Annotated in this window: 25 protein-coding genes, 1 tRNA gene, 1 other RNA gene and 1 pseudogene; 22 read left to right on the top strand and 6 right to left on the bottom strand. The window is 42.9% G+C overall.

All coding sequences use genetic code 11. The features are described 5' to 3' along the window. The first annotated feature begins 19 nt into the window (after nt 1-19). Both ffs and DV740_RS13265 read left to right on the top strand, forming a co-directional pair. Nucleotides 20-281: signal recognition particle sRNA large type (ffs, locus tag DV740_RS13270), an RNA gene on the top strand. 100 nt (nt 282-381) lie between these two features. Then, complete coding sequence (locus tag DV740_RS13265; RefSeq protein ID WP_118088326.1) at nt 382-1,320, top strand: ROK family glucokinase; 939 nt, start codon at nt 382-384, stop codon at nt 1,318-1,320. Nucleotides 1,321-1,570: 250 nt separating this feature from the next. Here the strand turns inward: DV740_RS13265 and nagA are convergent, their stop codons facing one another. Both nagA and DV740_RS13255 read right to left on the bottom strand, forming a co-directional pair. After that, entirely contained in the window at nt 1,571-2,500 is a 930-nt protein-coding gene (nagA, locus tag DV740_RS13260) for an N-acetylglucosamine-6-phosphate deacetylase (protein ID WP_242994337.1), read from the bottom strand. 12 nt (nt 2,501-2,512) lie between these two features. Further along, nucleotides 2,513-2,635: pseudogene (locus DV740_RS13255) on the bottom strand (glucosamine-6-phosphate deaminase); the annotation flags it as partial. A gap of 358 nt (nt 2,636-2,993) precedes the next feature. On the opposite strand from DV740_RS13255, the gene DV740_RS13250 reads away from it, so the two are divergent. From DV740_RS13250 to DV740_RS13230, 5 genes are read left to right on the top strand one after another with little or no spacing between them, the layout of a single operon-like run. Beyond that, nucleotides 2,994-4,625: an N-acetylmuramoyl-L-alanine amidase gene (locus DV740_RS13250; protein ID WP_242994335.1), complete on the top strand. Its 1,632-nt coding sequence runs from the start codon at nt 2,994-2,996 to the stop codon at nt 4,623-4,625. A 24-nt stretch (nt 4,626-4,649) separates the two neighbouring features. Continuing rightward, nucleotides 4,650-5,084, top strand: coding sequence for an SdpI family protein (locus DV740_RS13245; RefSeq protein WP_118088325.1), 435 nt, complete (start codon nt 4,650-4,652; stop codon nt 5,082-5,084). Further along, nucleotides 5,060-6,823: a sensor domain-containing diguanylate cyclase gene (locus DV740_RS13240; protein ID WP_118088324.1), complete on the top strand. Its 1,764-nt coding sequence runs from the start codon at nt 5,060-5,062 to the stop codon at nt 6,821-6,823. The genes DV740_RS13245 and DV740_RS13240 overlap by 25 nt, the downstream gene beginning before the upstream one ends. A 37-nt stretch (nt 6,824-6,860) precedes the next feature. After that, nucleotides 6,861-7,220 carry a hypothetical protein gene (locus DV740_RS13235; protein WP_242988784.1) on the top strand — a complete coding sequence of 120 codons (360 nt, stop codon included), beginning with the start codon at nt 6,861-6,863 and terminating at the stop codon, nt 7,218-7,220. 13 nt (nt 7,221-7,233) lie between these two features. Further along, the gene (locus DV740_RS13230) at nt 7,234-8,067 is read left to right on the top strand and encodes a DUF4300 family protein (protein WP_118088388.1); all 834 of its coding nucleotides are present in this window, start codon (nt 7,234-7,236) and stop codon (nt 8,065-8,067) included. 157 nt (nt 8,068-8,224) lie between these two features. On the opposite strand, the gene DV740_RS13225 is transcribed toward DV740_RS13230, so the two are convergent. The 3 genes from DV740_RS13225 to DV740_RS13215 are packed head-to-tail and all read right to left on the bottom strand — an operon-like array spanning nt 8,225 to nt 10,215. Continuing rightward, nucleotides 8,225-9,133, bottom strand: a complete 909-nt coding sequence (locus tag DV740_RS13225) for a TlpA disulfide reductase family protein (protein ID WP_117842082.1) — start codon at nt 9,131-9,133, stop codon at nt 8,225-8,227. Between the two features lie 34 nt (nt 9,134-9,167). Continuing rightward, a complete protein-coding gene (locus DV740_RS13220) occupies nt 9,168-10,082 on the bottom strand; it encodes a 4Fe-4S binding protein (protein WP_118057573.1) in 915 nt (304 codons plus the stop codon). Further along, nucleotides 10,075-10,215, bottom strand: a complete 141-nt coding sequence (locus DV740_RS13215) for a CD1871A family CXXC motif-containing protein (RefSeq protein WP_197420846.1) — start codon at nt 10,213-10,215, stop codon at nt 10,075-10,077. The genes DV740_RS13220 and DV740_RS13215 overlap by 8 nt, the downstream gene beginning before the upstream one ends. Before the next feature lie 101 nt (nt 10,216-10,316). Here DV740_RS13215 and DV740_RS13210 point away from each other — a divergent pair, with 101 nt between their 5' ends. The 3 genes from DV740_RS13210 to DV740_RS13200 are packed head-to-tail and all read left to right on the top strand — an operon-like array spanning nt 10,317 to nt 13,147. After that, nucleotides 10,317-10,997, top strand: a complete 681-nt coding sequence (locus DV740_RS13210; RefSeq protein WP_022244316.1) for a response regulator transcription factor — start codon at nt 10,317-10,319, stop codon at nt 10,995-10,997. Further along, nucleotides 10,994-12,136, top strand: coding sequence for a sensor histidine kinase (locus DV740_RS13205; protein WP_118088323.1), 1,143 nt, complete (start codon nt 10,994-10,996; stop codon nt 12,134-12,136). The genes DV740_RS13210 and DV740_RS13205 overlap by 4 nt, the downstream gene beginning before the upstream one ends. Nucleotides 12,137-12,187: 51 nt before the next feature. Beyond that, complete coding sequence (locus tag DV740_RS13200) at nt 12,188-13,147, top strand: cation diffusion facilitator family transporter (RefSeq protein WP_158561576.1); 960 nt, start codon at nt 12,188-12,190, stop codon at nt 13,145-13,147. Between the two features lie 74 nt (nt 13,148-13,221). Here DV740_RS13200 and DV740_RS13195 read toward each other — a convergent pair. Then, nucleotides 13,222-13,307: transfer RNA gene (locus DV740_RS13195), tRNA-Ser, on the bottom strand. A gap of 181 nt (nt 13,308-13,488) precedes the next feature. On the opposite strand from DV740_RS13195, the gene DV740_RS13190 reads away from it, so the two are divergent. The 12 genes from DV740_RS13190 to DV740_RS13135 all read left to right on the top strand — a co-directional run bounded on the left by DV740_RS13190 (nt 13,489) and on the right by DV740_RS13135 (nt 26,318). Continuing rightward, nucleotides 13,489-15,402 (top strand): OPT family oligopeptide transporter, encoded by a 1,914-nt coding sequence (locus DV740_RS13190; protein WP_118088322.1) that lies wholly within the window; start codon nt 13,489-13,491, stop codon nt 15,400-15,402. A gap of 87 nt (nt 15,403-15,489) precedes the next feature. Further along, entirely contained in the window at nt 15,490-15,852 is a 363-nt protein-coding gene (locus DV740_RS13185; protein WP_022244312.1) for a PqqD family protein, read from the top strand. Then, entirely contained in the window at nt 15,852-17,294 is a 1,443-nt protein-coding gene (locus tag DV740_RS13180; RefSeq protein WP_117697860.1) for an aminoacyl-histidine dipeptidase, read from the top strand. The genes DV740_RS13185 and DV740_RS13180 overlap by 1 nt, the downstream gene beginning before the upstream one ends. Before the next feature lie 108 nt (nt 17,295-17,402). Continuing rightward, nucleotides 17,403-18,476 carry a 6-phosphofructokinase gene (locus DV740_RS13175; RefSeq protein ID WP_117697946.1) on the top strand — a complete coding sequence of 358 codons (1,074 nt, stop codon included), beginning with the start codon at nt 17,403-17,405 and terminating at the stop codon, nt 18,474-18,476. Nucleotides 18,477-18,496: 20 nt separating this feature from the next. Further along, nucleotides 18,497-20,059, top strand: coding sequence for a DNA polymerase III subunit gamma/tau (gene dnaX, locus DV740_RS13170; protein WP_117697858.1), 1,563 nt, complete (start codon nt 18,497-18,499; stop codon nt 20,057-20,059). A gap of 21 nt (nt 20,060-20,080) precedes the next feature. Beyond that, nucleotides 20,081-20,437, top strand: coding sequence for a YbaB/EbfC family nucleoid-associated protein (locus DV740_RS13165; protein ID WP_022244308.1), 357 nt, complete (start codon nt 20,081-20,083; stop codon nt 20,435-20,437). Nucleotides 20,438-20,463: 26 nt separating this feature from the next. Further along, on the top strand, nt 20,464-21,060 hold the full coding sequence (recR, locus tag DV740_RS13160; protein WP_022244307.1) for a recombination mediator RecR: 597 nt from the start codon (nt 20,464-20,466) through the stop codon (nt 21,058-21,060). A 40-nt stretch (nt 21,061-21,100) separates the two neighbouring features. After that, a complete protein-coding gene (locus tag DV740_RS13155; protein ID WP_117842076.1) occupies nt 21,101-21,937 on the top strand; it encodes a transketolase in 837 nt (278 codons plus the stop codon). Further along, nucleotides 21,925-22,872: a transketolase family protein gene (locus DV740_RS13150; protein ID WP_118088321.1), complete on the top strand. Its 948-nt coding sequence runs from the start codon at nt 21,925-21,927 to the stop codon at nt 22,870-22,872. The genes DV740_RS13155 and DV740_RS13150 overlap by 13 nt, the downstream gene beginning before the upstream one ends. A 153-nt stretch (nt 22,873-23,025) precedes the next feature. Further along, entirely contained in the window at nt 23,026-24,312 is a 1,287-nt protein-coding gene (locus DV740_RS13145) for a LysM peptidoglycan-binding domain-containing protein (protein WP_118088320.1), read from the top strand. An 81-nt stretch (nt 24,313-24,393) separates the two neighbouring features. Beyond that, a complete protein-coding gene (locus DV740_RS13140) occupies nt 24,394-25,605 on the top strand; it encodes a DUF5711 family protein (protein ID WP_118088319.1) in 1,212 nt (403 codons plus the stop codon). Next, on the top strand, nt 25,602-26,318 hold the full coding sequence (locus DV740_RS13135) for a CvpA family protein (RefSeq protein ID WP_118088318.1): 717 nt from the start codon (nt 25,602-25,604) through the stop codon (nt 26,316-26,318). Before DV740_RS13140 ends, DV740_RS13135 begins: the two co-directional genes overlap by 4 nt. The last annotated feature ends 400 nt before the right edge of the window (nt 26,319-26,718 follow it).

The raw sequence follows: 26,718 nt of genomic DNA, 5'->3' as shown, positions 1-26,718 counted from the left end.
ATAGGCTATAATTTAGATTCCGAGCAGCCGGGGTGGCAGCGGTGCCCTGTACCAGCAATCCGCTATAGCTGGGGTGATATCCTGTCTCGGGTTTGAAATTGTAAAGCAGCCCTGAATAAGTGGCGTTGATGTCTGGGTCTTACGCAACAGGAATCTGTGAACCGGGTCAGGTCAGGAATGAAGCAGCCCTAAGCGGAAGCTCCTGTGTGCCGTAAGGTCGCCTGGACTGAGTTGGCTGTTCAGGTAACGTTTGCAACGAGAATTCAAAACAGGATGCTCGGTTTTTAATGCAAAAAATTAGAAATTATAATATAATAAAGATAAGGGTTCTTCATAAGAAAGCTGGAGAGAAGAAAATTTAATATAATAAAGGAGATAAAGATGAAGAAGTACGGTTTTGGCGTAGATATTGGTGGAACCACCTGTAAGATCGGATTATTTGAGACCAGCGGGAAAATGCTGGATAAGTGGGAAATCCCAACCAACAAGGCAGATAATGGCGGACATATTTTAGATGATGTGGCAGCATCCATTGACGAGAAAATGAAATCAGCATCCATTGCAAAAGAAGATGTGGAAGGAATCGGCGTAGGTGTTCCTGGTCCTGTATTAGAAGATGGCTCTGTTTCCGTATGTGTAAACCTCGGATGGGGACAGGTTCAGGTTGCCGATGAATTAAGCAGTAAGACAGGTCTTCCGGTTAAAGTAGGAAATGATGCGAATGTAGCAGCCCTTGGCGAGATGTGGCAGGGCGGTGGAAAAGGTTACACCGGAGTCGTTATGGTTACGCTTGGAACCGGTGTTGGCGGCGGAATCATTCACAATGGTAAAATTATTCCGGGCGCAAACGGAGCAGGCGGCGAAATTGGACATATTACCGTTAATACAGAGGAAACAGATACCTGCGGATGTGGCAGACATGGCTGCTTAGAGCAGTACGCATCAGCTACCGGAATTGTTCGCATGGCGAAGAAACTTCTGGCTGAGAAAGATGCTGAGTCTTCCTTGCGCGGATTTGATCCGTTGACAGCAAAGGATATCTTTGATGAGGCAAAAAAAGGAGATGCTCTGGCATTAGAGGCAGTAGAAATCTTAGGCGAGACACTTGGTATGGCGTTATCTAATATTGCCTGTGTCGTTAACCCACAGGTATTCGTAATCGGTGGTGGCGTATCCAGAGCCGGAGATATCTTAATTGATACGGTAGCAAAACATTTCAAAGAGCATGCATTTGCATCCTGCAAGGACACCAAGTTTGCATTGGCATCCCTTGGAAATGATGCCGGAATGTACGGCTGCGTACAGATGATATTAGACTAAGAATCTGATGAATTGGGAAACATGCTCAGTGAGATTCTCTCGTAAGTAAGTGAAAAGCCTCCGTCCTGGGACGGAGGCTTTTCTTGATTTATTGCGAGAACCAAAGGGCTCTCTTGGACTTTGAAAAGACACAAAGTCCAGTAAAAAGAAAGGGGAGACTAAATAATTAAAAGATGATTAAATAATCATAATACGCGTTCTAATTCGTATTTCTTATTCAACAGAAGTACATCAGCCCTTGCACCCGGGGTCAGACTGCCGATGGTTTTCTCCATTCCAATGCTCTTGGCAGGGTTGCAAAACGGCCTTTTTTGTATACAGTTTGTCCGCCAGGTTCATAAGTACCATCTGCCATTCCGGTTGCACGCATGGCATCGCTGATTAAGATGACGCGGTCATTTCCAAATATGCGGAAAACGCTGCGGATAACGGCTGGATGGATGTGGATGCCATCACAGATAATTTCCACCATTGCATGTGGGGCATCAGCAGCGGCACCCACAATACCCGGGTCACGGTGATGGAATGCCGGCATGGCGTTGAACAGATGAGTTGCATGGCTGGCACCTGCTGTGAAGGCCTTTGAGGCAATTTCATAAGAAGCAGTAGAGTGTCCAAGAGAAATAGCAACTTCATCATGGAATTTTTCGATAAATTTGTCTGCTCCCGGAAGTTCCGGAGCGATGGTAATTAATTTTATTTTGCCACTGCAAAATTCTAATAAGCGGCAAAATACGTCTATACTAGGGTTGCAGAGGTAACTTTCTTTCTGGACGCCTTTCTTTGCCGGGGAAAGGAAAGGACCTTCCATATGAATACCGGCTACATAGGCATGCTTTCCGTCATCCGGTACACCGGAAACAGTTTCGAAGATTTCCATAAGCTGGTTTTCCGGTAAAGTCATGGATGTTGCACAGAAGGATGTAACGCCGCAGGAATGCAGGTAAGCTGCAATCTCGGAAAGTCCGTCTGTATTTGCGTCACAGAAATCATGACCCTTTGCACCATGGATATGCACATCAACCAGTCCCGGAATCACATAATTGCCTTTTGCATCCAGAATTTCCTCGTTTTCGGAAACCGGTTTGTCTACGATTGTATGTGAAGCATCATCGATATATAAGTCTTTTTCGTGGAAAGCGAAGTCATTACCCCATACAAGACCGTTTCGGATAATCATTCGAATACCCCCTTAAATCAGTTTATTTTTAATAATCAGTGAAAGAGCTGCTTCATCAGCAACGATGGATACGTTGTTATGTAACTGTAGGATAGAAGCTGGAACAGTCGGAGTGATTGGTCCAAACAGGGCCTGATACTTCATTATAATCCTTTGCTTTATAAATACGCATGGTACCCCTCCTTAAAAGGCAATTTCTATATTGTTTAGTCTGATTATATAATCGGAAAAATGAAAATGCTATAAAATAGACAAAATAGCCGCTCAATAGAAATATGCAGTGGCAAATATATCTTAAATAGAAATCATAACAAGCTAACACATTACCATATCAAATATGATTAAATCATAATTTAACACAGATTTAAACAGGATTAAACCAGTTTATGAAAAAATTTAAGAAATCTTAAATTGACCCGCTGTGGGGGCTGCTTTACAATGAAAATAGATTGTAAGCAATTACGGAAAACATAAGAAACAACGGAGAAAAACATTGTCTACAAGAAGAGAAAGAGAACGAAGAAAGAAATTAAGGAGAATAAGAAATGCAATTTCAGCAGTTTTTTGTGTACTGGTATTGCTGTTAGTGCTGGGAATCGTAAACCTTCTGACCGGTGTTTTGGAAAAACATCTTCCTATTATAGATGGGAATGGAGACTATACCATCAGTATACTGGAAAAGCTGTCCGGAGATAAAGAGGAGAAGGAACCGGATAAGAAGGGACTGACGGTGTGCATTGATGCGGGACACGGCGGAAAGGACAATGGTTCTGACTATAAGAACCGCTATGAGAAAGATGATACTCTTGCCCTGGCACTTGCCGTACAGAGTTATTTGCAGGAAAAAGATGTGAATGTCATCATGACACGAAGTGATGATACCTTCTTAAAACTGTCAGAGAGATGTGATATAGCAAATGAAGCGGAAGCAGATTATTATGTATCCCTGCACCGGAATACCGGAGAGGGATATGGAGTAGAGACATGGGTATACAGTGGAGCCAATGAAGAGACCATGGGACTTGCCGGAAATATCCAGCAGGGGTTAGCCGGAGTCGGTGTACAGCGCGACCGTGATGTGAAAAAGGGAACCCAGAAGAGCAGTTCAAAGGATTATTATGTAAACAGCCATTCCCATATGCCGTCCTGTATCGTTGAAATGGGATTTATGAATAATGCCAAAGACAATCAGCTTTTTGATGATAATAAGGAAGCATATGCGGCGGCTATTGGAGATGCCATTATTGCTACTTATAAGACTTACCATGGTGACGGAACAGGTGGAAATACAGAAGCAGATACGTCCATCGGAGATACTACAACAGGTGATACAGACACAGATGGAACCTCCGGCAGCACAGAAGACAGTACCGCCACAGAAGATACGAAAAACGTTGGAGAAGTTATTACCAACCAGCAGATTGCCAATGTGGAAGCTTTGGATGGAACCTGTCAGAACTGGGGGCAGGGCGTGAATTTTGATGAAGAGAACCGGCCGATTGGAGCTGTTTCTTATCAGGAAAAATACGGAGACTATCAGGCGAATTTTATCGGAGCAGATGAAAAGAAGATTTATCTGACCTTTGACGAAGGCTACGAATATGGCTGTACGCCGCAAATCTTAGATACTTTAAAGGAAAAGGGCGTAAAGGCAACCTTTTTTGTGACAGAGCCATATGCCAAGGCACAGCCGGAGCTGGTACAGCGGATGATTGACGAGGGACATGAGATTGGTAATCACAGCGTGACCCATCCGTCCGAGGGCCTTCCATCCCAGAGCTTGGAGCAGCAGAAAAATGAAGTCATGGAGAACCATCAGTATATTAAGGATAATTTTGGCTATGATATGCACCTGTTCCGGTTCCCGGCGGGTAAATTCAGTGACCGGTCCTTAGCAGTGGTCAATAACTGCAACTACAAGAGCGTGTTCTGGAGCTTTGCATACAAGGACTATGATGTTAATAACCAGCCAGGCGAGTCAGAAGCGTTACAGAAATTAAAAGACCGGATGCATCCGGGAGCAATTTATCTTTTACATGCGGAGTCTGCCACCAATACAGCCATACTTGGAAGATTTATTGATGCAGCGCAGGCAGCAGGCTACGAAGTGGTGGCATTTCAGTAAGACGCAGATACAAGGAGAAGTCCGGTGGAAAAATATGCAATATTAATCTTACCAATTATATTAAGCAGCATAATACTAGTAGCTGGAAGTATTGCATTTTATATGCCCTTGAGGTGGGAGGAACGGCAGAGAGAAAGATATCCTACCTACCGGGGAAAGAAAGCAGAGCAATCAGAGGAGCACTGGTACAGGGCACAGAAACTATATGGAAAATGTCTTTTGGTGTCAGGAAGTATCGACCTTCTGCTGGCATATCCGCTGACCAGGTGTTTTTATTGGTTCGTGGAAGCTTTCTGGCATAGCGAAGATGCAACACTTCCGGCTGTTTTGATATTGTGCGTTCCGAGTTTTGGGTTTATACTCAGTGCATACCTGATAACAGGAGGCAGAATGAAAAGAGAAATAAGATTTTCGGGTAATTGTGAGGACAGAAAATGCGGATACAAAAGAGAAAAATAATATTGCCAGTCATGGTATTACTGCTTGGGATGACTGCTTTGGGAGCTGTATTATATGGAGTAGGAAATATACAGAGGAACCATAGCAGAAAAATGGCGAACCTGAATGCAATGGTATATTCTGAGCGGATAAAGTCTGATATTATGCAGGAAGTTGGAGCTACAAATGCTTTAAAGCAGCTTCTGGTCAGTGAAAATGGCAGGATTAATAAATTTTCAGAGGTGGCAGAGGATATGATGACGGATTCCATCCAGAGTATCCAGCTTGCACCGGATGGTGTAGTAACAGAGATATATCCGGAAGATGGCAATGAAGCCGGAAAAATCGACTTGCTCAATGATGCGGACAGGGGAGAAATTTCCCGTTATGCCAGAGATAACCATATTGAGATTATGCAGGGACCGTTTCAGTTAGAGCAGGGTGGATACGGAATGGCAGTACGAAATCCGGTATACCTGAAAAATGAAAACGGAGAAGAAGAATTCTGGGGATTTGCCATTGTAATTATCCGTGTACCGGCTATTTTTTCAGATTCATTAAAAGCACTTTCGGATTTTGACTATGATTATACGTTATCAAAGACCGTTTCTCCATGGGATACAACATATGAAGAAGTATATAGCTCAGGAGCAATTCTGACGAATCCGGTTGCTTATGAATTTGAAGCAGCTGGAAACCAGTGGAAACTGGAAATCATGCCGAAGACAGGCTGGTCGAATCATGAGCACCTTTATGGAATGCTGGCTGGCGGACTATTGATTGTTCTGCTGCTGACGGGACTTGTCTCTATGATTCTGGCTTTGGATGAGCATAAAAATAGATTTAAAAAGCTGGCTGTAACTGATGTATTGACCAGAATCAATAACAGGCATGGATTTGAGGAGCAGGTAAGACAGTATTTGAAAAAGTATCCGGAAGCTTCCTGCGTGGCAGCACAGTTTGACATTGATGATTTCAAGTTCATTAATGACATGTATGGACATGAATCCGGAGACAGGGCATTACAGATATTAGCAGAAAGCATGCGGAAATCGTTCCCGGAACATGCAGTGCTTGGACGGAAAGGAGGGGATGAATTCTGCATTTTCTTAGATAATTGCACCGGTGAAGAAGTAAGGGAGAAACTGGAACAGTTTACAAAAAAGAAGCGTTCTTTCTGGTATGAAGGTGAAAAAGTGACATATACTATTTCCCTGGGATATGCAGAGTATCCGTTACAGGGAAAAAACTATTCACGGTTGATGCGCTGTGCAGATGCAGCACTTTATGAAGTAAAGCTTGACGGGAAAAATGGCTGTATTCAGTACAGGGAAGGAATTGGACTTGAAATCAGAAAGCAGCTTGGATTTGCATTGAAGGATGTTTCGGAAAATCTTCCGGGAGCATTTATTATTTATAAAGCAGATAAAGAAAATGATGAAATTCTTTTTGCGAACCATGAGATGATCCGTCTCACCGGATGCAGGAACATGGCAGAACTGCAGGAGTATACAAAAGGAAGCTTCCGTAACCTGATTGAAGAAGAAGAAAGGGAGCAGGTTGAAGAAAGTATCTGGCAGCAGATAGGAGAAGGACATTCCAATGATTATGTACACTTCCATCTGAAAAAAGCAGATGGAACCTCAATGAGGGTGCTTGACCATGGCAGAATTGTGGAAAATGGACGATACGGCAGAGTGTTCTATGTACTGATGGTGGACTGGAATTCTACAAAGCGGCATTACAGAGATGCATTTTAGAGACTGTAAAACATGATAAAAAAGAAAGAGGTATAGGATGATGAAGAAAAAATTAATCGCAATTGTAATGGGAATGGTATTTTGGGCTGGATTATTTGGAGGATGTGGCCAAACAGAGGTGAAGCAGGATAATGCAATCACAAATAGCAGCGAAGAGGGAAAAGAAGAAGGAACAGCAGAAGAAAAAGAATTAACAGGAACCATTGATGAGATAAAGGATTTTATGTTTGTTGTGACAGATGAGAATGATACGCCATATAGTTTTACTTTTGAAGAAAAACCGGAGGGATTGGAAAATGTCAGCAATGGAGATACTGTAACGGTAAAATATACAGGAACAATTTCTGAGGTAGATCCGTTTGAGGGAGAGGTATTATCTGTTGAAAAGGCAAAATAAAATCAAAATAACAATGAGATTGTCAGTAGCAATGGTATTCCTGTCCATGTTGCTGTGTGCCTGTACAGAAGCATCACAGAATCAGGAGCTGCCGGCTGCAACATATATGGGAGGAAAAGACTCCATTGCCGGGATTTGTGAAGAACTGGAATCAGCAGGAGCTTCCCATGTAGATACATTTCGGGAATGGACGACTGATTTCGCGGATACTGCCGGAAAAAATGCCGGACTGGAGGATGGCTGGTCAGATCCTGGAAAAATGAAAGCAGATATTGGAAAATGTATGGATGGCTGGGAACAGAACCATGATTATTCGGATGCTGATTGCAGAATGACAGCGTTTCTTCTGCTGGATGGTGTGCTCCGCGCAGAATCGACAGAAGGCAGCTATGAGGGTACCTACTTAATGTTTGATACAGAAGCAATAGATAATGTGGACAGGTATGAAAGCATAAAAGAGAATAAAAATATGTTCACCACACTCTATGGAGAAAAAAATGTAACAGATGGCAGCCGTCCGGAAAATACATTTTCCGATAGCTGGAAACATTATGGATTTCAAGTGGATAGTGACAGGCTCTCTCTTCTTAGCATAGTAATATATGACCCATACTCGGATGTTGTTTTTGTGGGGCATACCGGTGTTCTGATAAAGTACAGTGACTATTATTTGTTTATAGAAAAGATCGCTTTTGAACAGCCGTATCAGGCAACAAAGGTGCATAATATGGATGAATTGCTCGATATTATGTCGCTAAGACCGGAATATTTTGGAGAAGAGGGTGAAGCAGGTCCCTTTGTTTATTGTAATGGAGAATATCTCGGAACATTAAAGAAAAATATTTAAAGAAGTAAATATTTTACAACTTATGTTGAACTGGAGTAAAAATCAGATAGATGTAATTGGCAAAAAACCGCCGCCTCATCGTTCGGAAAAGGACGATGGGGCGGCGGATATCATATAACCAGAATGACTGCAATGGAACTGCAGCCACAGGGGCGTTTTATTTATTGGCACCGTCAGCATCAATTACAGATTGAATCTGTTTCATCAGGGTATCATAGTTGTCCTGATTATCAATTCCACCGAGCATCGGATCGCCCACAATATTACCATTTCTATCGACTAAAATTGTGGTAGGGAATGCCATAATATCAGAAGCATATTTACCTGCATCTGAAGCAGAGTCAATGGAAAGATTGCGGTATGCTGCCCCCTGGCTTTCCAGAACAGCTGCAGCTTCTTTGATGGCATCCTCGTTTCCGTCAAAGGTTTCTGTATTGATTCCAATTACCTCTCCTCCCATGGATTTGATGGTATCATTTAATTCATTAAGTTTTGACAGCTCGGCAACACAAGGCTTACAGCCGGTAAACCAGAAATTAACGACAGTTACTGCATTTCCGGAAAACAGGCTTTCGTCAACAGAATTACCATCATAATCCTGACCGGAGAAATTCCTGAAAGGAGAGGTGTCGTCAGAATTATCCTTCTGGGAGGCATTGTCAGATGCTGTATTGTCCTTTTCGATTGCTGCTATCTGTTCCTCGATTTTTCGAATCGTTTCAATATCATCTGTAAGAGTTTTTAATTCATCTTCTGTAAATGAGTCTTTATTTGATTCGACGGTGGCAGCCAGATAGTCGGCGTAATTTCCGCTTGGATCAGCAGTACTTTTATTCATCATGCCAAATACTTTGTTCCATGCATCTTCATGATCAGCAAAGAGCTGATTCTCCTGCTGATATAAATCATCCAGCGTAGTGTTGGAACTGCCGGAAACTTCAGTGCCGGCTTCGGTCTGGGTATCGCGGGAAGCTTCTGTGTTTGAAGTTCCTTTTCCGCTACAAGCTGTAAACAATAATGCTGTACAGAGGGTAAAAATAGAAATAACGGTTCTTTTTGTTTTCATGAATAATTTCTCCTTTGAATAATTGATAATAAAATTAATGGTTACTTTTTTGAATATTGTTGTCTACGGATGCTCTTTTTTCGCATGGCATGCCCATAAACTGATAGTGGATGGCATCTTTAGGGCAGGCTTTTATACATGCTCCGCATCGTATGCATTCCGGATGATCCGGGGTCTTAAGCACATCAACATCCATTTTACAGGCATTGGAACATTGACCGCATCCGACACATTTACTGTTTTCAACCTTAATTTTAAGAAAGCTGACCTTGTTAAACAGTGAGTAGATTGCCCCGAGAGGACAAATCCATTTGCAGAAGGGTCTGTAAAACAAAATACTTAACACAACAACTGTAATTAAAATAAGGCATTTAAAAGAAAATAGCTTTCCCAGTGCAGATCGTATGGCAACATTTCCCAGTGAAAGAGGTATAGCCCCTTCCAGAACGCCTTGAGGACAAATGTATTTGCAGAAGAACGGATCCCCCATCCCAATGGAGTTCGTTACAAACATTGGCAGAAGTATAACGAAAACAATAAGGATAAGATATTTCAGGTATCTTAGTGGTTTCAGCCGGGCTGTAGAAAATTTTTTCCCGGGAATTTTATGGATTAAATCCTGAAACCATCCAAACGGACACAAAAAACCACATATAAATCGCCCAAGTGTCACACCGAGTAAAATAAAAAATCCTGTTATGTAGTATGAAAATTTAAATCGCGATGAACCGACAACTGCCTGAAAAGCTCCGATGGGACAGGCTCCGGATGCAGCGGGACAGGAATAACAGTTTAATCCGGGTACACATACCGTTTTAGCACTGCCCTGATATATTTTACCCTTGAATAAATTGGGAATATGAATATTAGTAAGCAGCGTGGCAGCTGCCTGTATCCATCCACGTATTCCAGCAGCTCTTTTTGATATTATTTTTTTATTCTTATCCAATTCCGACACACTCCAGACATAATTTTATTGCTTTGCCAAGTACGGCAGCTGCTTCACCTCTGATTGCACCATAGCTGACCATAGTGATACCGGTGATAAGCAAGGCAATTTGAGATATTTTTTGACACTTCAAGATATTGTTGCTCCTTTCATTTATTGAATTTATTGACCTGCTGACCTGGGTATTATACAATAGCAGTTGTAAAATTTTTGTTAAGAAACAGGTGAAAGCTTTTGAGATTATTAATAGTTGAAGATGAAAAACAAATATGTGACACAATTGCAAAAAGTCTGTATGATGCCGGTTACGAGGTGGATACCTGCTATGACGGGGAAGAGGCACTGGAATGCATTCTGGCGGAGGATTATGATTTGATTGTTCTGGATCTGAATCTGCCGGGTATGGATGGAATGGACATTTTAAGGGAACTTAGACAGAAAAATGAGGAGACGAAGGTCCTGATATTATCTGCAAGAGGACAGATTGCCGATAAGGTTGAGGGACTGGATGCAGGTGCAAACGATTATATGGAAAAACCGTTTCATTTACAGGAACTTGAGGCACGTATCAGAAGCCTGACAAGAAGAAAATTTGTGCAGAAGGATATATGCCTGGAAAGTGGTGAAATTAAGTTCAATACGATAAGACGCGAGGCATATGCAAAAGGGAAAATGGTTCCCCTGACAAGAAAAGAAAATGGTATTCTGGAATACCTTCTTCTTAATCTTGGCAGACCGGTCAGCCAGGAGGAACTGATAGAGCATGTCTGGGATGCATCCGTGGATAGCTTTAGCGGCTCCATCAGAGTGCATATGTCTTCGCTCAGAAGAAAACTGAAGTCCGTGCTTGGATATGATCCGGTTTTGAACAAGGTGGGAGAGGGGTATAAAATACGAGAGGAGTCCGATAAATGAGAAGAATGTCGCTGCAGTGGAGGCTTACCTGTATCATTACATTATATATTGCGGTAATATGTGGATGCCTGACTATGCTGGTCTATAAAAACGGTGTGTATTATATGGATTCCCTGCAGGAGACTGTTGATGCACAGGGAGATGGGAATGGAAATGAATCAGACGAAATATATATCAGTATTCCGGAAGACAAGTGGGACGAATTTGCAAATGATTTTTCGGTCCAGGTATATAACAATAAGACGGATTACAAAAAAAGCAGCCTGATAATTTCAGCTTTATTGGCACTTCTTGGTGGAGTGGCTACATATTTTATAAGTGGGCGTGCCCTCAGACCGATTAGAGAGTTTTCGGATAAAATCGAAGAAGTACAGGCACAGAATCTGGCAGATTCACGGATAGAAGAGAATCAGGTGAAAGAACTGAACCAGCTTAGTGCTTCATATAACAAAATGCTGGAACGCCTTTCGGATGCCTTTGAGATACAAAGACAATTTACCGCAAATGCAGCACATGAGCTTCGAACCCCGCTGTCTTTAATGCAGGTACAGCTTGATTTATATAATTCCGCCAGACATCCGGGCAATGATACAGATACTTTACAGACGATAAAGATGGTTACGGAACAGAATGACAGGCTCAGCAGGATGGTAAAGACACTTCTTGACATGAGCGAACTTCAGACGGTGGGGAGAGATGAGAAAATTGCAGTTGACGCTCTCATTGATGAAGTGCTGGCAGATTTGGAACCTCTTGCACAGGAAAAAAATATAAAGCTTGCTGGAAAATGCAAGAATACAACAATGGTCGGAAGTGATATTCTTATTTACAGGCTGGTATATAATCTTGTTGAAAATGCAATAAAATATAATCATTCAGGTGGACTGGTTACAGTTACTGCGTATCAGAAGGAAAAGCATGTTTATCTGTCAGTAGAGGATACAGGAAGCGGAATCCCGGAGGAACTACGGGAGCGCGTGTTTGAACCATTCTTCCGTGTGGATAAATCCAGAAGCAGGGAACTGGGGGGCGTAGGTCTGGGACTTGCTCTGGTTCATGAAATTGTGAGAGTGCATGATGGCAGTATAACAGTTAAGACCAGTCCGTCTGGAGGGACGATTTTTGATGTGATTTTTTAAAGAGAATATATCTGATGTGCTTTTGAACAGCCAGGAATGGGAGGAAAGAAAATGCCGGAACGAAAAATAGTCCGTACAGCCAATGAAGATTTACCGGTAATTAAGGAAATGAATGCAGCCAGTAAAATGAAACTGGAAAAAAGAATGATAAACCTGTCCTTTATTGGAAGTGTACTCTTTGTAGCAGCAGAAGGAGTTATGGCATATATCAGTCATTCCCATGCAATACTGATGGACTGCGTATTTGATGTGACAGATTTAATAATGATAGGACCGTTTCTGGTGCTGGTGCCACTGTTGTACCGGCCGGTAACGGAACGCAGACCATATGGATTTTCCCAGGTGGAATCTTTATTTCTGGTAATCAAGTACAGTGTACTTTTAGTAGTTACCATCCAGCTTTTAATCGACAGTGTGCAAAGCATCCTGCATGGCGGACATATGGTAAATGCCAGCCAGCTTGCAGGCTTTGAGTTTGGTGTGTTTGCCGGCTGTCTTATCATCTATTTTCTGCTTCATTATTTCAGTAAACGGTATGCATCCGTAGTGGTAAAAGCGGAAATGTATAACTGGAAACTGGATGTAGTCAGCAGTTTTGGCGTATCCGCCGCATTCTTCGGACAGTTCCTGCTGCAGAAGACACCGTACGAATGGCTGGCACCGTACATAGACCCGGTAGTAGCAATTGTGATGGCATTAATCTTAATTGTAGAACCGGTGAAAATGATATTGCATGGACTCAGGGAGCTGGTGCTCTTTGCACCGGAGCAGGAAGTGATGGACCAGATACGTTCCATAGCAGAACAATATATGCAGACCTGTTCCTATACGATAGAATTTTTGGATGTCATCCAGACCGGACGAAAAACCTGGGTGGAAATATACATAGACAGCCCCAACGATATTATTACAATGCAGTCCCTCACCAGAATCAGAAATGGAATTCGGGAAGAATTAAAGAAATACTTTGATCAGATTTATGTGGAACTGATACCGGATCTGCCGGAATAAAAATAATACCGGACACAGGTGCCGGAGCGTATAAAAAGTGCCGGTGGAAAATTCCACCGGCACTTTTTATGAAACGGAGATGGCGGGATTCGAACCCGCGTGCCCCGGAGGGCTAACGCATTTCGAGTGCGCCCCGTTATGACCACTTCGATACATCTCCAGATAAAAAAGAGTGCATACACTTTGTTGGATTCGTGTGGTAAAGTGTTTTGCACAATAACATATATATCATACAATATTTTCCTGCCGGATGCAAGCAGATTTCATTGACAGACCCGGCAAATGCCCGTATAATATTATTTATATTGGTTATAGTGACCATAAGTAGGAGGATTAGACAAATGAATAATGAAAAAGAGTTCAAGCCGTATATTCCAGCAGACAAAGTTTTGCCGGAGCTTACGCCAATCTCTATTATTCTGGGTATCCTGCTGGCCGTAGTTTTCGGTGGAGCAAATGCATACTTAGGACTTAGAGTAGGAATGACAGTGTCGGCATCCATACCGGCAGCGGTAATTTCCATGGGAATTATCCGCGTAATTTTAAGAAGGGACTCCATTCTGGAGAATAACATGGTACAGACCATCGGTTCTGCCGGAGAGTCTCTTGCAGCAGGAGCAATCTTTACACTCCCGGCTCTGTTCATGTGGGCAGAGGAAGGTGGTACAAGCATGCCATCTTTAGTGGAAATCGCATTGATTGCATTAATCGGTGGTGTCATCGGAGTTATGTTCATGATTCCACTTCGTAGTGCATTAATCGTACAGGAGCATGGAAAGCTTCCTTATCCGGAAGGAAAAGCCTGTGCAGAAGTACTGGTAGCCGGAGAAGAAGGCGGAGCAAAAGCAAGTACCGTATTTGCCGGTCTGGGAATTGCAGCAGCATACAAATTCATCACAGATGGTTTGAAAGTATTCCCGAGTGAAGTGACTTATGAAATCAAATCTTACAAGGGTTCCGGAGTCGGAATGGATGTACTTCCGGCACTTCTTGGAGTTGGTTATATCTGTGGAGCCAGAGTATCTTCCTACATTTTTGCGGGTGGAGTAATCGGCTGGTTCGTACTGATGCCGTTAATCGCACTCTTTGGTGCAGACCTTACCATTTTCCCGGCAAGCGTTCCGGTATCTGAACTTGGCGCATCAGGAATCTGGTCAAACTATATCCGTTACATTGGAGCAGGAGCAGTTGCAGCAGGCGGAATCATCAGCCTGGTAAAGAATCTGCCACTTATCGCAAAGACCTTCCGTCAGGCATTAAAGAGCTACGGAAGCAAAGGAAATGGCGACAACAGCCGTCTCAATAAAGATATTCCAATAAATATCGTAATTCTTACGATTGGAATCATGGCTATTATCATGTGGCTGGTTCCGGCAGTTCCGGTAAGCCTTCTTGGAGCAATTATTATCGTAATCTTTGGATTCTTCTTTGCAACCGTATCATCCAGAATGGTTGGTATCGTAGGAAGTTCTAATAACCCGGTATCCGGAATGGCAATTGCAACACTGCTTATCACAACTATGATTTTAAAAGCAACCGGAACCATCGGAATGCCTGGAATGGTAGCTTCTATTGCAATCGGTTCTGTCATCTGTATCATCGCAGCAATCGCCGGAGATACATCACAGGATTTAAAGACCGGTTATCTGGTAGGAGCAACACCTTGGAAACAGCAGGTTGGTGAAATCATCGGTGTAGCAGCATCTGCTATTGCAATCGGTGGAGTATTATATCTGTTAAATGCAGCATGGAGCTATGGTTCCTCAGCAATCCCTGCACCGCAGGCAACCTTGATGAAGATGGTAGTAGAAGGAGTTATGGGCGGAAACCTTCCTTGGGTACTGGTATTTGCAGGTGTTGGTATTGCAGTAGTAGTAGAAATCCTTGGAATTCCGGTATTGCCATTTGCAGTAGGTCTTTACCTTCCGATTTACTTAAGCACACCGATGATTGTTGGTGGATTAATCCGCTTATACTTCGATAAGAAGAAGGGTGAATCTGAAGAAGAGAAGAAACGAAAAGTGGAAAATGGAGTGCTTTATTCATCCGGTCTGATTGCTGGAGAGGGTCTGGTAGGAATACTCCTTGCAGTCTGCGCAGTCATTCCATTCAAGGGAGAGACCTTTGCAGATGCATTTAACTTATCTGCAATATTCGGTTTCAGCTTAGGAAACATTGGCGGACTGGTATTCTTTGCATTACTTGCCGTAACTTTAATCCTTTTCATCCGTGGAAAGAAGAAAAAAGAAAATTAAAAACAGAATAAAGTAGTTCTTACATCTGCCGTCTTGCGAAAAGGCGGCAGATGTTTTATACTGCTAGCGAAGATAATAGGAGGCAATATGGCAAAGAAAAAAGACAATTATTTAGATTATATCCCACGTCCGAATACATTATTTGAATGTAATAAGAACAAAGATGGCAAAATAGAAATAAAAATGCATAACAAAGGTGTGTTTAACAAAATCGCACAGGTGTTATTTAAGAAACCGAAATACAGCTATATCGAGCTGGATGAATTCGGCAGCTTCGTGTGGGAGCAGATGGATGGAAAGAAAACCATCTATGAGATTGGTACACTGGTAAAAGAAAGATTCGGTGACAAGGCAGAACCTCTTTACGAGAGACTGTCCCAGTATATCAAGATTTTGCATAACAACCATTTTATCGTATATGAGAATAAATTAAGAAAGAAGGAATCATAATGAGCGCATTAGCAGGCTTAGAACCAAAAGAGGTATTTCATTATTTTGAAGAAATCAGCAATATTCCCCGTCCATCCTATAAAGAGGAGAAAATCAGCAATTATCTGGTAAACTTCGCAAAGGAACGGAACTTAGAATATTATCAGGATGAAGTAAAAAATGTCATTATCATCAAAGAGGCAGCACCGGGCTATGAAGACGTTGCACCACTGATGATTCAGGGACATATGGACATGGTGTGCGAGAAAGAACCGGGCAGCACCATTGATTTTGAAAATGACGGACTGACACTGGAAGTAAACGGAGATTATATCAGTGCAAAAGGAACAACCCTTGGCGGCGACGATGGAATTGCAGTTGCATACGCACTGGCAATCTTAGACTCTGACAGTATTGCGCATCCGCGTATCGAATTTATCTGTACCGTGTCCGAAGAGGTTGGCATGGAAGGTGCCGTAGCACTGGATGTTTCCCACTTGAAAGCAAAGAAGCTTCTGAACCTGGATTCTGAAAATGAAGGAATCATGCTGGTAAGCTGTGCCGGTGGATGCAGCACCGTATGTGAGCTTCCGGCGGAATGGGAAAAGAGCGCAGGAAATCTTGTTTCTATTCATGTGGCAGGCTTAAAGGGCGGACATTCCGGCGTGGAAATTGACAAAGGAAGAGCCAACTCCAACATTTTACTGGGAAGAATTCTTTTGGAATTAAAAGATGAATATCATTATCAGATAGCAGCATTATCCGGCGGAAATAAGCAGAATGCCATTCCAAGAGAAAGTGCAGCAGAGCTTATGGTACAGGAAGATGCCACACAGCTTGTCCATAAAATAGAAGAAATTGCAGAGAAAATCACCCATGAATTTTCCACCAGTGATCCGGATATTCAGATATCCGTAGCAGTAGAAGAAAACTGTGAGAAGGAAGTATTAACAGAAGCTGCGGCAAGAAAAACAGTGCTTTTAATCAACCTGCTTCCAAATGGAATTCTTCGCATGAGTGATGACATCAAGGGACTGGTAGAGACTTCTTTAAACCTCGGCGTTCTGACTCTGGAAAAAGACAAGCTGACTCTGCAGTATGCCGTAAGAAGTGCAGTGGGAACCGCAAAAGAATATCTTTTGAAACGTATTGCTGCGCTGGTGGAAGAGTTTGGCGGAAGAGTCACCAATACCGGTAATTATCCTGCGTGGGAATACCGCAGGGATTCTGTACTCCGGGATGATATGGTCCGCATTTTCAAGGAAATGTATGGAAAAGAGCCGACCGTAGAAGCAATTCATGCCGGACTTGAGTGTGGCATTTTAGCAGGTAAGATTGACGGACTGGATGCTGTCTCCATCGGACCGGATATGATTGCCATTCATACCACAGAGGAGAAATTAAGCATTTCTTCCACAAAGAGAGTATGGGATTATATCTTAAAAGTAATTGCCTGTAAATAAATTGCTTAAGCGGGCATTATAGCTTGTACCCTAAAAAAAAATATATTATAATATATTTTGGATGTGTGGGCGTATGCACAACAATAAGCAAAGAAAGGGATGCAGCAAATGAAAAGAATAGGTATGTTGACCAGCGGCGGAGACTGTCAGGCATTAAATGCAGCAATGCGCAGCGTGGTAAAAGGATTAAGTCATAATGTGGATGAGTTGGAAATCTACGGTTTTTATAATGGTTACAAGGGATTGATTTATGGCGATTACCGTCTGCTTACATCAAAGGATTTTTCAGGAATCCTTACCAAGGGCGGAACTATCTTAGGTTCTTCCAGACAGCCATTTAAACTGATGCGTGTGCCGGATGAGAACGGGCTGGATAAGGTGGAAGCAATGAAGCAGACCTATCATAAACTGAAACTGGATTGTCTGGTAATCCTTGGCGGAAACGGAACACAGAAGACTGCCAATCTCCTTCGGGAAGAGGGCTTGAATGTCATCCATCTGCCGAAGACCATCGACAATGATATCTATGGAACAGACATTACCTTTGGTTTCTATAGTGCAATCAATGTAGCATGTGCAGCTATTGATTGTATACACACAACAGCAGCATCCCATAATCGTGTCTTTATCGTAGAAGTCATGGGACATAAAGTGGGCTGGCTGACCCTGTACGCAGGTGTTGCCAGTGGCGCAGATATCATATTACTGCCGGAAATTCCATATGATATTGATAAAGTCATCGAAGCAATAGATAAGAGAACCAGGGATGGAAAAGGCTTTACCATTCTTGCGGTAGCAGAGGGTGCTATTTCCAAGGAAGATGCAGCACTTTCCAAGAAAGAATACAAAGAGAAGTTAAAGAATTATAAATATCCGTCTGTATCCTATGAGATTGCAGACCAGATTGAGAAACGCAGTGGCACCGAAGTACGTGTAACCGTACCGGGCCATACCCAGCGCGGTGGCAGTCCATGCCCATATGACCGTGCACTCTGTACACGGCTTGGTGCAGCAGCAGCCCAGGCAATCATTGATGAAGATTACGGATACATGATTGCAATGATTAATGATAAGACAAAGCGTGTTCCACTGAAGGATGTGGCTGGCAAGTTAAAGACGGTTGACCCGGGCTGCCAGATGATTAAAGAGGCAAAGACCATTGGAATCAGCTTTGGAGATTAAGAGAAGCGAGGATGGAATAGATGTCATACATGGCACTTTACCGTAAGTTCCGCCCACAGGAATTCGCGGATGTCAAAGGACAGGAGCATATAGTAACAACCTTAAAGAACCAGATAAAGGCAGACCGTATCGGCCATGCATATCTGTTCTGTGGAACGAGAGGAACCGGTAAGACAACCATCGCAAAAATATTTGCCAAGGCAGTCAACTGCGAACATCCCGTAGATGGAAGCCCTTGTGGAGAATGTGCAAGCTGTAAAGCAATTGCGGCAGGAAGTTCCATGAATGTTATCGAAATTGATGCGGCATCCAATAACGGTGTAGATAATATCCGTGAAATCCGGGAAGAGGTAGCATACCGCCCGACAGAAGGAAAATACAAAGTTTATATCATAGACGAGGTGCACATGCTCTCCATCGGAGCCTTTAACGCTTTGTTGAAGACCCTGGAAGAGCCGCCTTCCTATGTCATTTTTATACTGGCAACTACGGAAGCCCATAAGATACCGATTACGATTCTTTCGAGATGTCAGCGGTATGATTTCCGGAGGATTTCCATTGAGACCATATCAGACCGCCTGATGGAACTGATGGAAAAGGAAAATGTGGAAGTGGAAGAACGGGCAATCCGCTATATTGCCAAAGCGGCAGACGGATCCATGCGGGATGCCTTAAGCCTTTTAGACCAGTGCATCGCCTTTTATCTGGGACAGAAGCTGACCTATGACCATGTGTTAGAGGTGCTGGGTGCAGTAGATACGGAAGTCTTTTCTAAATTACTGCGGAAAGTGCTGGCAGAAGATGTGGCAGGAGCCATTTCGCAGTTAGAAGAGCTGGTCATCGAGGGAAGAGATTTAGGACAGTTTGTCAATGACTTTACCTGGTATTTAAGAAACCTGCTTTTGTTAAAAGGCTCAGACGATATGGAAGAAGTCTTAGATATGTCTTCTGAGAACATGGCACTTTTAAAAGAAGAAGCCCGGTTGGTAGAAGCAGATGTACTGATGCGGTATATCCGGATTTTCTCCGAGCTGTCCAATCAGGTAAAATATTCTTCCCAGAAACGAATCTTAATTGAAATCGCAATAATTAAATTATGTAAACCTGCAATGGAGACCAACATGGATTCCATTACAGACCGGTTAGCAAAGTTAGAAAAGAAGATGGAGCAGGGAATTCCCATGGCAGCACCGGTGAATACCGCGACACAGCCGGCCGAGGCAGCAGCACCGGTCAGCCGTCCGCCAATGCCAAAAGCAATCCCGGAAGATGTGGAACAGATTGTAAAGAACTGGAATTCCATTCTACCGAAGATGAGCGGCGTGGTGCGCACCTATCTTAAGTCGGCACATTTAAGTCTTGGCGGAGATGACCGTCTGATGATTGTATTGGATGACCCGGTTGCAGCAGGCTACGTGGAAGAGGAAGACCACAGAAATGAAATCCGACAGGTGATTTCTGATTATATAGAAAAAGAAGTGGAGATTCAGATTCAGCAGAATCAGTCGAATCGTCCGTTTGAAGAATCCTATGTGGATTTGTCACAGATAATCAATATGGATATAACCATTGAAGATGAATAAAATACAGGAGGAAATGGAAACATGGCAAAAAGAGGCGGAGGATTTCCGGGCGGAATGCCGGGAAATATGGGAAACCTTATGAAACAGGCACAGAAGATGCAGCGCCAGATGGAAGAGGCATCCAAGGAGTTAGAGGAGAAAGAAGTAACAGCCGCAGCAGGTGGCGGTGCAGTTGAGGTTACAGTCTCCGGTAAGAAAGAAGTAACCAAAGTAAAGATTGATCCGGAAGCAGTTGACCCGGATGATGTAGAAATGTTAGAAGACATGATTATGGCAGCAACCAATGAGGCACTGCGCCAGATTGAAGAATATTCCCAGCAGTCCATGTCCAAGATTACCGGTGGCATGGGTGGACTTGGCGGCGGATTCCCATTCTAATCAGCTGAAGGAGAAGAGGAAGCAGAATGGACTATTACAGCAGTCAGATAAGCCGTCTGATAGAACAACTTTCCGGCTTGCCGGGAATTGGACCAAAGTCGGCGCAGAGACTGGCATTTCATATTTTGAATATGCCGGAAGAAAATGTGGAAAAATTAAGTCGTTCCATATTAGATGCAAGACAGAATATACACTACTGCAAAGAGTGCCTGACCCTGACCGATGATGAACTCTGCCCGATATGCAAAAATCCCCAGCGGGATCACAGCGTAATCATGGTAGTAGAGGACACCAGGGATCTGGCAGCTTATGAGAAAACTGGAAAATATGAAGGAGTATATCATGTACTTCATGGGGCAATATCTCCGATGCTTGGAATCGGACCGAATGACATTAAGCTCAAGGAGCTGATACATCGGCTGGAGGGTGATGTAAGAGAAGTCATCATCGCCACCAATTCAAGCTTAGAGGGAGAGACAACAGCAATGTATATCAGCAAGCTGGTGAAACCGACTGGAATCAAGGTCTCAAGAATTGCCAGCGGCGTCCCTGTGGGAGGGGATTTGGAATACATTGACGAGGTAACATTACTTCGCGCGTTAGAGGGACGTGTGGAGTTGTAATGGATACAAACAAGCTTATTCATGAGAAAGGTTAAGTAAAATGACGAATGCAGAGTTGGAAAAAAAGGCAAATGAAGTAAGACAAAGTATTGTTACGGCATTGCACAGTGCAAAATCCGGACATCCAGGCGGATCACTTTCCGCAGCAGATATTATGACATATCTGTATTTTGAAGAGATGAATGTGGATCCGAAGAATCCGAAGATGGCAGACCGCGACAGATTTGTGCTGTCGAAAGGACATGTAGCTCCGGCATTATATTCTGTACTGGCACACAAAGGATATTTTCCGGTAGAAGATCTTGTGACACTGCGTCATACAGGTTCTTATTTACAGGGACATCCGGATATGAAACATATTCCGGGTGTTGATATGTCTGCAGGTTCCTTAGGACAGGGACTGTCCTGCGCAGTAGGAATGGCACAGGCTGGTAAGATGGATGATAAGGATTACCGGGTGTATGCAATGTGTGGTGATGGTGAGATTCAGGAAGGACAAATCTGGGAAGCTGCCATGTGGGCAGGCGCACATCACTTAGACAACCTGACTGTAATCGTAGATAACAATAACCTTCAGATAGATGGAACGGTAGAAGAAGTATGTTCTCCATACCCGATTGATAAGAAATTTGAAGCATTCAATTTCCATGTAATCAATATCAATGGAAATGATATGGAAGAAATCCGTAATGCCTTTGCAGAAGCAAAGAAAGTAAAAGGCATGCCGGTTGCAATCATTGCAAAGACCACCAAAGGAAAAGGAGTTTCCTTTATGGAAAATCAGGTGGGCTGGCATGGAAAAGCTCCAAATGACGAGCAGTACGAACAGGCAATGGAAGAATTGAAGAAAGCAGGTGAAGCATTATGTCAGAAGTAAAGAAGATTGCAACAAGAGAAAGCTACGGTAATGCTTTAGTAGAACTGGGCAGGGAACACACAGACCTTGTAGTATTAGATGCCGATTTGGCAGGTGCAACCAAGACGGAAATCTTCAAGAAAGCATTTCCGGAACGTTTCTTGGACTGTGGAATTGCAGAAGCAAATATGGCTGGAATCGCAGCAGGACTTTCTACCTGCGGTAAAGTTCCATTCATGAGCTCCTTTGCAATGTTTGCAGCAGGACGTGCTTATGAGCAGGTGCGTAACGCAATCGGATATCCACACCTGAATGTAAAAATCGGTGCAACCCATGCAGGAATCTCTGTAGGAGAAGACGGTGCAACCCACCAGTGCTTAGAAGACCTTGCACTGATGCGTGAAATTCCTGGAATGGTAGTGATCAATCCGAGTGATGATATTGAAGCAAAAGCTGCAGTAAAAGCGGCATATGAACATGTAGGACCGGTTTACCTCCGATTTGGCAGACTTGCAATTCCTGTATTTAACGATAACGAAGATTACAAATTCGAAATCGGAAAAGGAATCGTCTTAAAAGAAGGAAAAGATGTTACCATTTTTGCAACCGGACTGGAAGTAAGCGAGACATTAGCAGCAGAGAAAATGTTGGCAGCAGATGGCATTGATGCAGAGATTATCAACATCCATACCATTAAGCCAATCGATGCAGAATTAGTTGCTGCATCAGCCGCTAAGACAGGCAAAGTCGTAACCGTAGAAGAGCATTCCATCATCGGTGGACTTGGAAGTGCTGTATGTGAAGTCCTTTGCGAGAAAGCACCGACCAAAGTGCTCCGCATTGGCGTAAATGATACCTTTGGCGAGTCAGGCCCGGCACCGGAACTGATTGCAAAATACGGACTGGATGCAGAAAGTATCTACAAAAAGGTAAAAGCCTTTGTAAAAGAAAACTAAAAAAGACAAAAAGGAAAGCTGTCACTGAAAAAGTGGCAGCTTTTTTCGTAAAAACCTGTCAGAAACTTCATTTTTCGCCATCCATGATATGGCAAAAAATCCGCCGCCTCTGTGTTATGGTTGTCCCAGGACAAGAGGAAAGGGGCGGCAGAAGTGATAGAGATTATACAACGGAAGGAAATAGAAAATTCAGCAACAGGAAATGCACCGGCAGGAAATACCGCAACAGGAAATATAGTGACAGAAAATAGAAGAACGAACGAGAAGGCGGAGGATACGGCAACGTTTCCACGAAATTTCCGCCAGATAGGGACGCCAGAGGGTGAAAAACACATTTTCATAGAAGATTATGTATACACCTATCTGCATCCGGCATTTCTCGGAATGAATGAACGGAGGGTATGCATTCTGGTGGGCAGAACCGAAACCCATGGCAAAAACACGAATATCTATGTAAACGGTGCATTTGAATTGCCGGAAATTGCATATTGTGGGACTGCTCCGGTCTTTCAGGAGAAAATCCGGACAGAAATATGCACCTTAATTAAACGCTATTTTGATGGAAGCACCCTGCTGGGCTGGTTTTATGATGAGAAGGGGACAGCACCCTGCCTGACACCGGAACTGGAACGGATACTGAAAAATTTCTTTGGTGGAAACAATAGACTTCTGCTGCTGTCGGATTCCCTGGAAAAAGAAGAAACGTTATACATATATGAAGATGGAGCTGTTCATAAAAAAGAAGGCTATTATATCTATTATGAACGCAACCAGGCGATGCAGGAGTATATGATAGTATCGCGGAAAGACACACCGCAGGAAGTGAAACCGGAGGAGGTCCGGGATGAGGCATTAAAAAACTACCGGGAGCTGGTCTTAAACCGCCCCAAAAAGAATTTTCAACTGCCGGCATTTCATTCGCTGGTTTATGGAAGTGGTCTTCTTGTGGTCATTGCAATCATAGTTGTAGGCATCAGCATGTTCAATAATTATGAGAAAATGAAGAAACTAGAAACTGCAGTCAGCGTCATGGAACAGAAAAATGATTCATCAGGAACAGACCCTGCACCGGATACGGAAACCCAGACAAAGCTGGTCATCGAGGACCTTGCGGGACAGGTAGAACCAACGGAAAAAGAGAATGCAGAAAACTTACAGGTTGCGGACAACACGGCAGCACCGGACAGCACGGCAGCACCGGATAACACGGCAGCACCGGATAATACATCTGACCAGGCAGCATCCGCAAGTACGCAGCCCCAGTCTGAGGCGGAAATTATATTGCAGCAGGGCTATTATATCGTGCAGCCGGGAGACAGCATGATTTCCATCAGTAAAAAGATATATCAGGATGCTTCCCATGTGGCAGATTTGTGTGCGGCAAATGGGATTGAAAATGTCGATAATATAAAGGTTGGCGAAAAATTAATACTTCCATAAGAAAAAAATAATGCCGAAACATGGAATATAGGCTATAATCAATAGAAGAGTGAAGAGAACAGCAGGAGTTAAGAAACAGAAATGGCAGATAAAACACAGTTTCGTACCATCGAAACAGACGAAGAAGAACTGAGTACCAAAATACGGAAACATCGTTTGAAAATAATAAAAATCATATTGTTGTTGCTGGCACTGGCAGCTGTTGCAGCATTGGGGATTTTCTTTTTTCAGAAATTGCGGAAATATAATAGTTACACGGTAGAAAAAAGCGTGGAACGTCAGGACACTGCTGGAAGCCAGTTTCTTGCATATGGAAATGGTTTTATCAAATATAGTAACGATGGGGCAATTTATACCGACGCCAATGATGAAGTGTACTGGAACCAGACCTATGAGATGAAAGAACCAATGGCAGATGTCTGTGAGGATTATGTGGCATTGGCAGATAGGGGCGGAACTGAAATCTATATCATGAATCAGGCGGGAATGCAGGGAAAAATTGAGACACCGATGAACATCTCCAGAATAAGCGTAGCCAACCAGGGCGTTGTGGCAGTATGGATGGAGAGTGACGGAGAGAATTACATCCGTATGTATGACCAAAATGGCAAAAATCTGGTGTCCGGCGCATTCTATACAGAAAAAAGCGGTTATCCGCTGGATATTTCCCTTTGCAATGATGGAAAGAAATTAGCAGTGTCCATGCTCACGGTCAATAATGGAGAAGTATGCAGCACAATCAAATTCTACAATTTTGGCTCAGTAGGACAAAATGAGATTGATTATATGGTAGGAAGCTTCGACTATCCGGATGTGATAATACCACAGATAGAATTTACCGATAACAACCGTCTGGTGGCATTTGGCGATTCCAAAATTATTTTGTTCAGAGGTACCCAGAAACCGGAGCCGGATGATGAAATTGCGCTGAACCAGGAAATAAAGAGTGTATTTACCAGTGAAAATTATATTGGCATCATTTACAATAATGATGTGCAGGCAGAATCCGATACCGAAAGCACAGAAGAAAGCCGCCATATGGAAATTTATAATACCGGTGGCAAACATGTATTAAGCAAGGATTTTACCATGGATTATGAAAATGTGGACTTCCTTGGAAATGGAGAAATCTGTATCCGGAACGCCACAGAGTGTCAGATTTACAATACATATGGTGTAAAGAAATTTTCCTATACATTTGATACACCGCTGTATGATGTAATTTCAGACGGCAGCCAGAATGGTTATATATTTATAATGGAAGGAACAACAGAGAAGGTAAGACTGAAGTGAATTGGTTATTGATATGTGTGATTGGAATCCTGGTAGTATGTGCCCTGGAGGGATACTTCCGTGGATTTATAAAAATAGTATTCTCCCTGCTTGCAATGATTATCACCCTTGCAGTGGTGTCGGTTGCAGCTCCAAAGATTACAACCTATATAGAAGAGAACACAGAGCTGGATGAGAGAATCACGGAGAAATGCTTAGAGCATGTGGAAAAAAATGCGCAGGACCGGCTGGACCGGGAAGCACAGGAGAAGTCCGAAGAGACCAGACAGCAGTTAGAAGAAAATGGTATCAGTGGCGGAGAACTGGATGCCCTTATGGACAAAGCGGCAGAAGCGGGAAGTGATGCGGTCCATCAGGCACTGGCAGATAGCGGAGTTTATCAGGCAATGGCACAAAAAATCACGCATTTTATCATCAGTCTGATTGCCTGCATAGTGACATATGTGGTGGTATATCTGGTTCTTCATATTATTTTGAATGTGCTGGATCTGGTGGTGAAGCTTCCGGTTTTGAAAGGAATCAACCGGTTCATGGGAATGTTGGCAGGCGGTGTGAAAGGATTTCTTATAGTCTGGGTGGCATTTTATCTGATACATATTATGGCAGCCACAGAATGGGGCACGCGGCTGGTGACATATATCGGAGAAAATGAGTTCCTCGCATTCCTCTATCAGCATAATCTTCTGGTACAGATATTTGCCGGAGTTTTCTAAAATGTATAAAAAATTTAAAATGACATAAAAATATCAGCAAATAGATATTGTAGGATGAAAAAACAGAATCCACAATATCTATTGCTTTTTGTTAGAAACCACAAACCGCCTGAAAAAAGTGTGTAAAAAAACCGAAAAAAGGGTGTTGACATCCCGAAAATGACGTGCTATTATAAAACTCCACCGCACAGAAAACACCTGCTGCGGCGGGAGATAAGAATTTAAAAAATGAAAAAAGTTGTTGACAAAAGCTGACAGACATGATATTCTGTAAAAGTTGCAGGTCAGCAACGAAACACAAAGAACCTTGATAACTGAACAGTGAAATAACCTTGAAAGATTTTGAGAAAACGTAATCAAAAGATTACAAAATCATTCAGGACAGCATCTCTATTTAATA

It is taken from the genome of Roseburia sp. AF02-12 (assembly GCF_003461765.1).
Taxonomy (GTDB): domain Bacteria; phylum Bacillota; class Clostridia; order Lachnospirales; family Lachnospiraceae; genus Roseburia_C; species Roseburia_C amylophila.
This window is presented reverse-complemented; position numbering and strand designations above follow the sequence as displayed.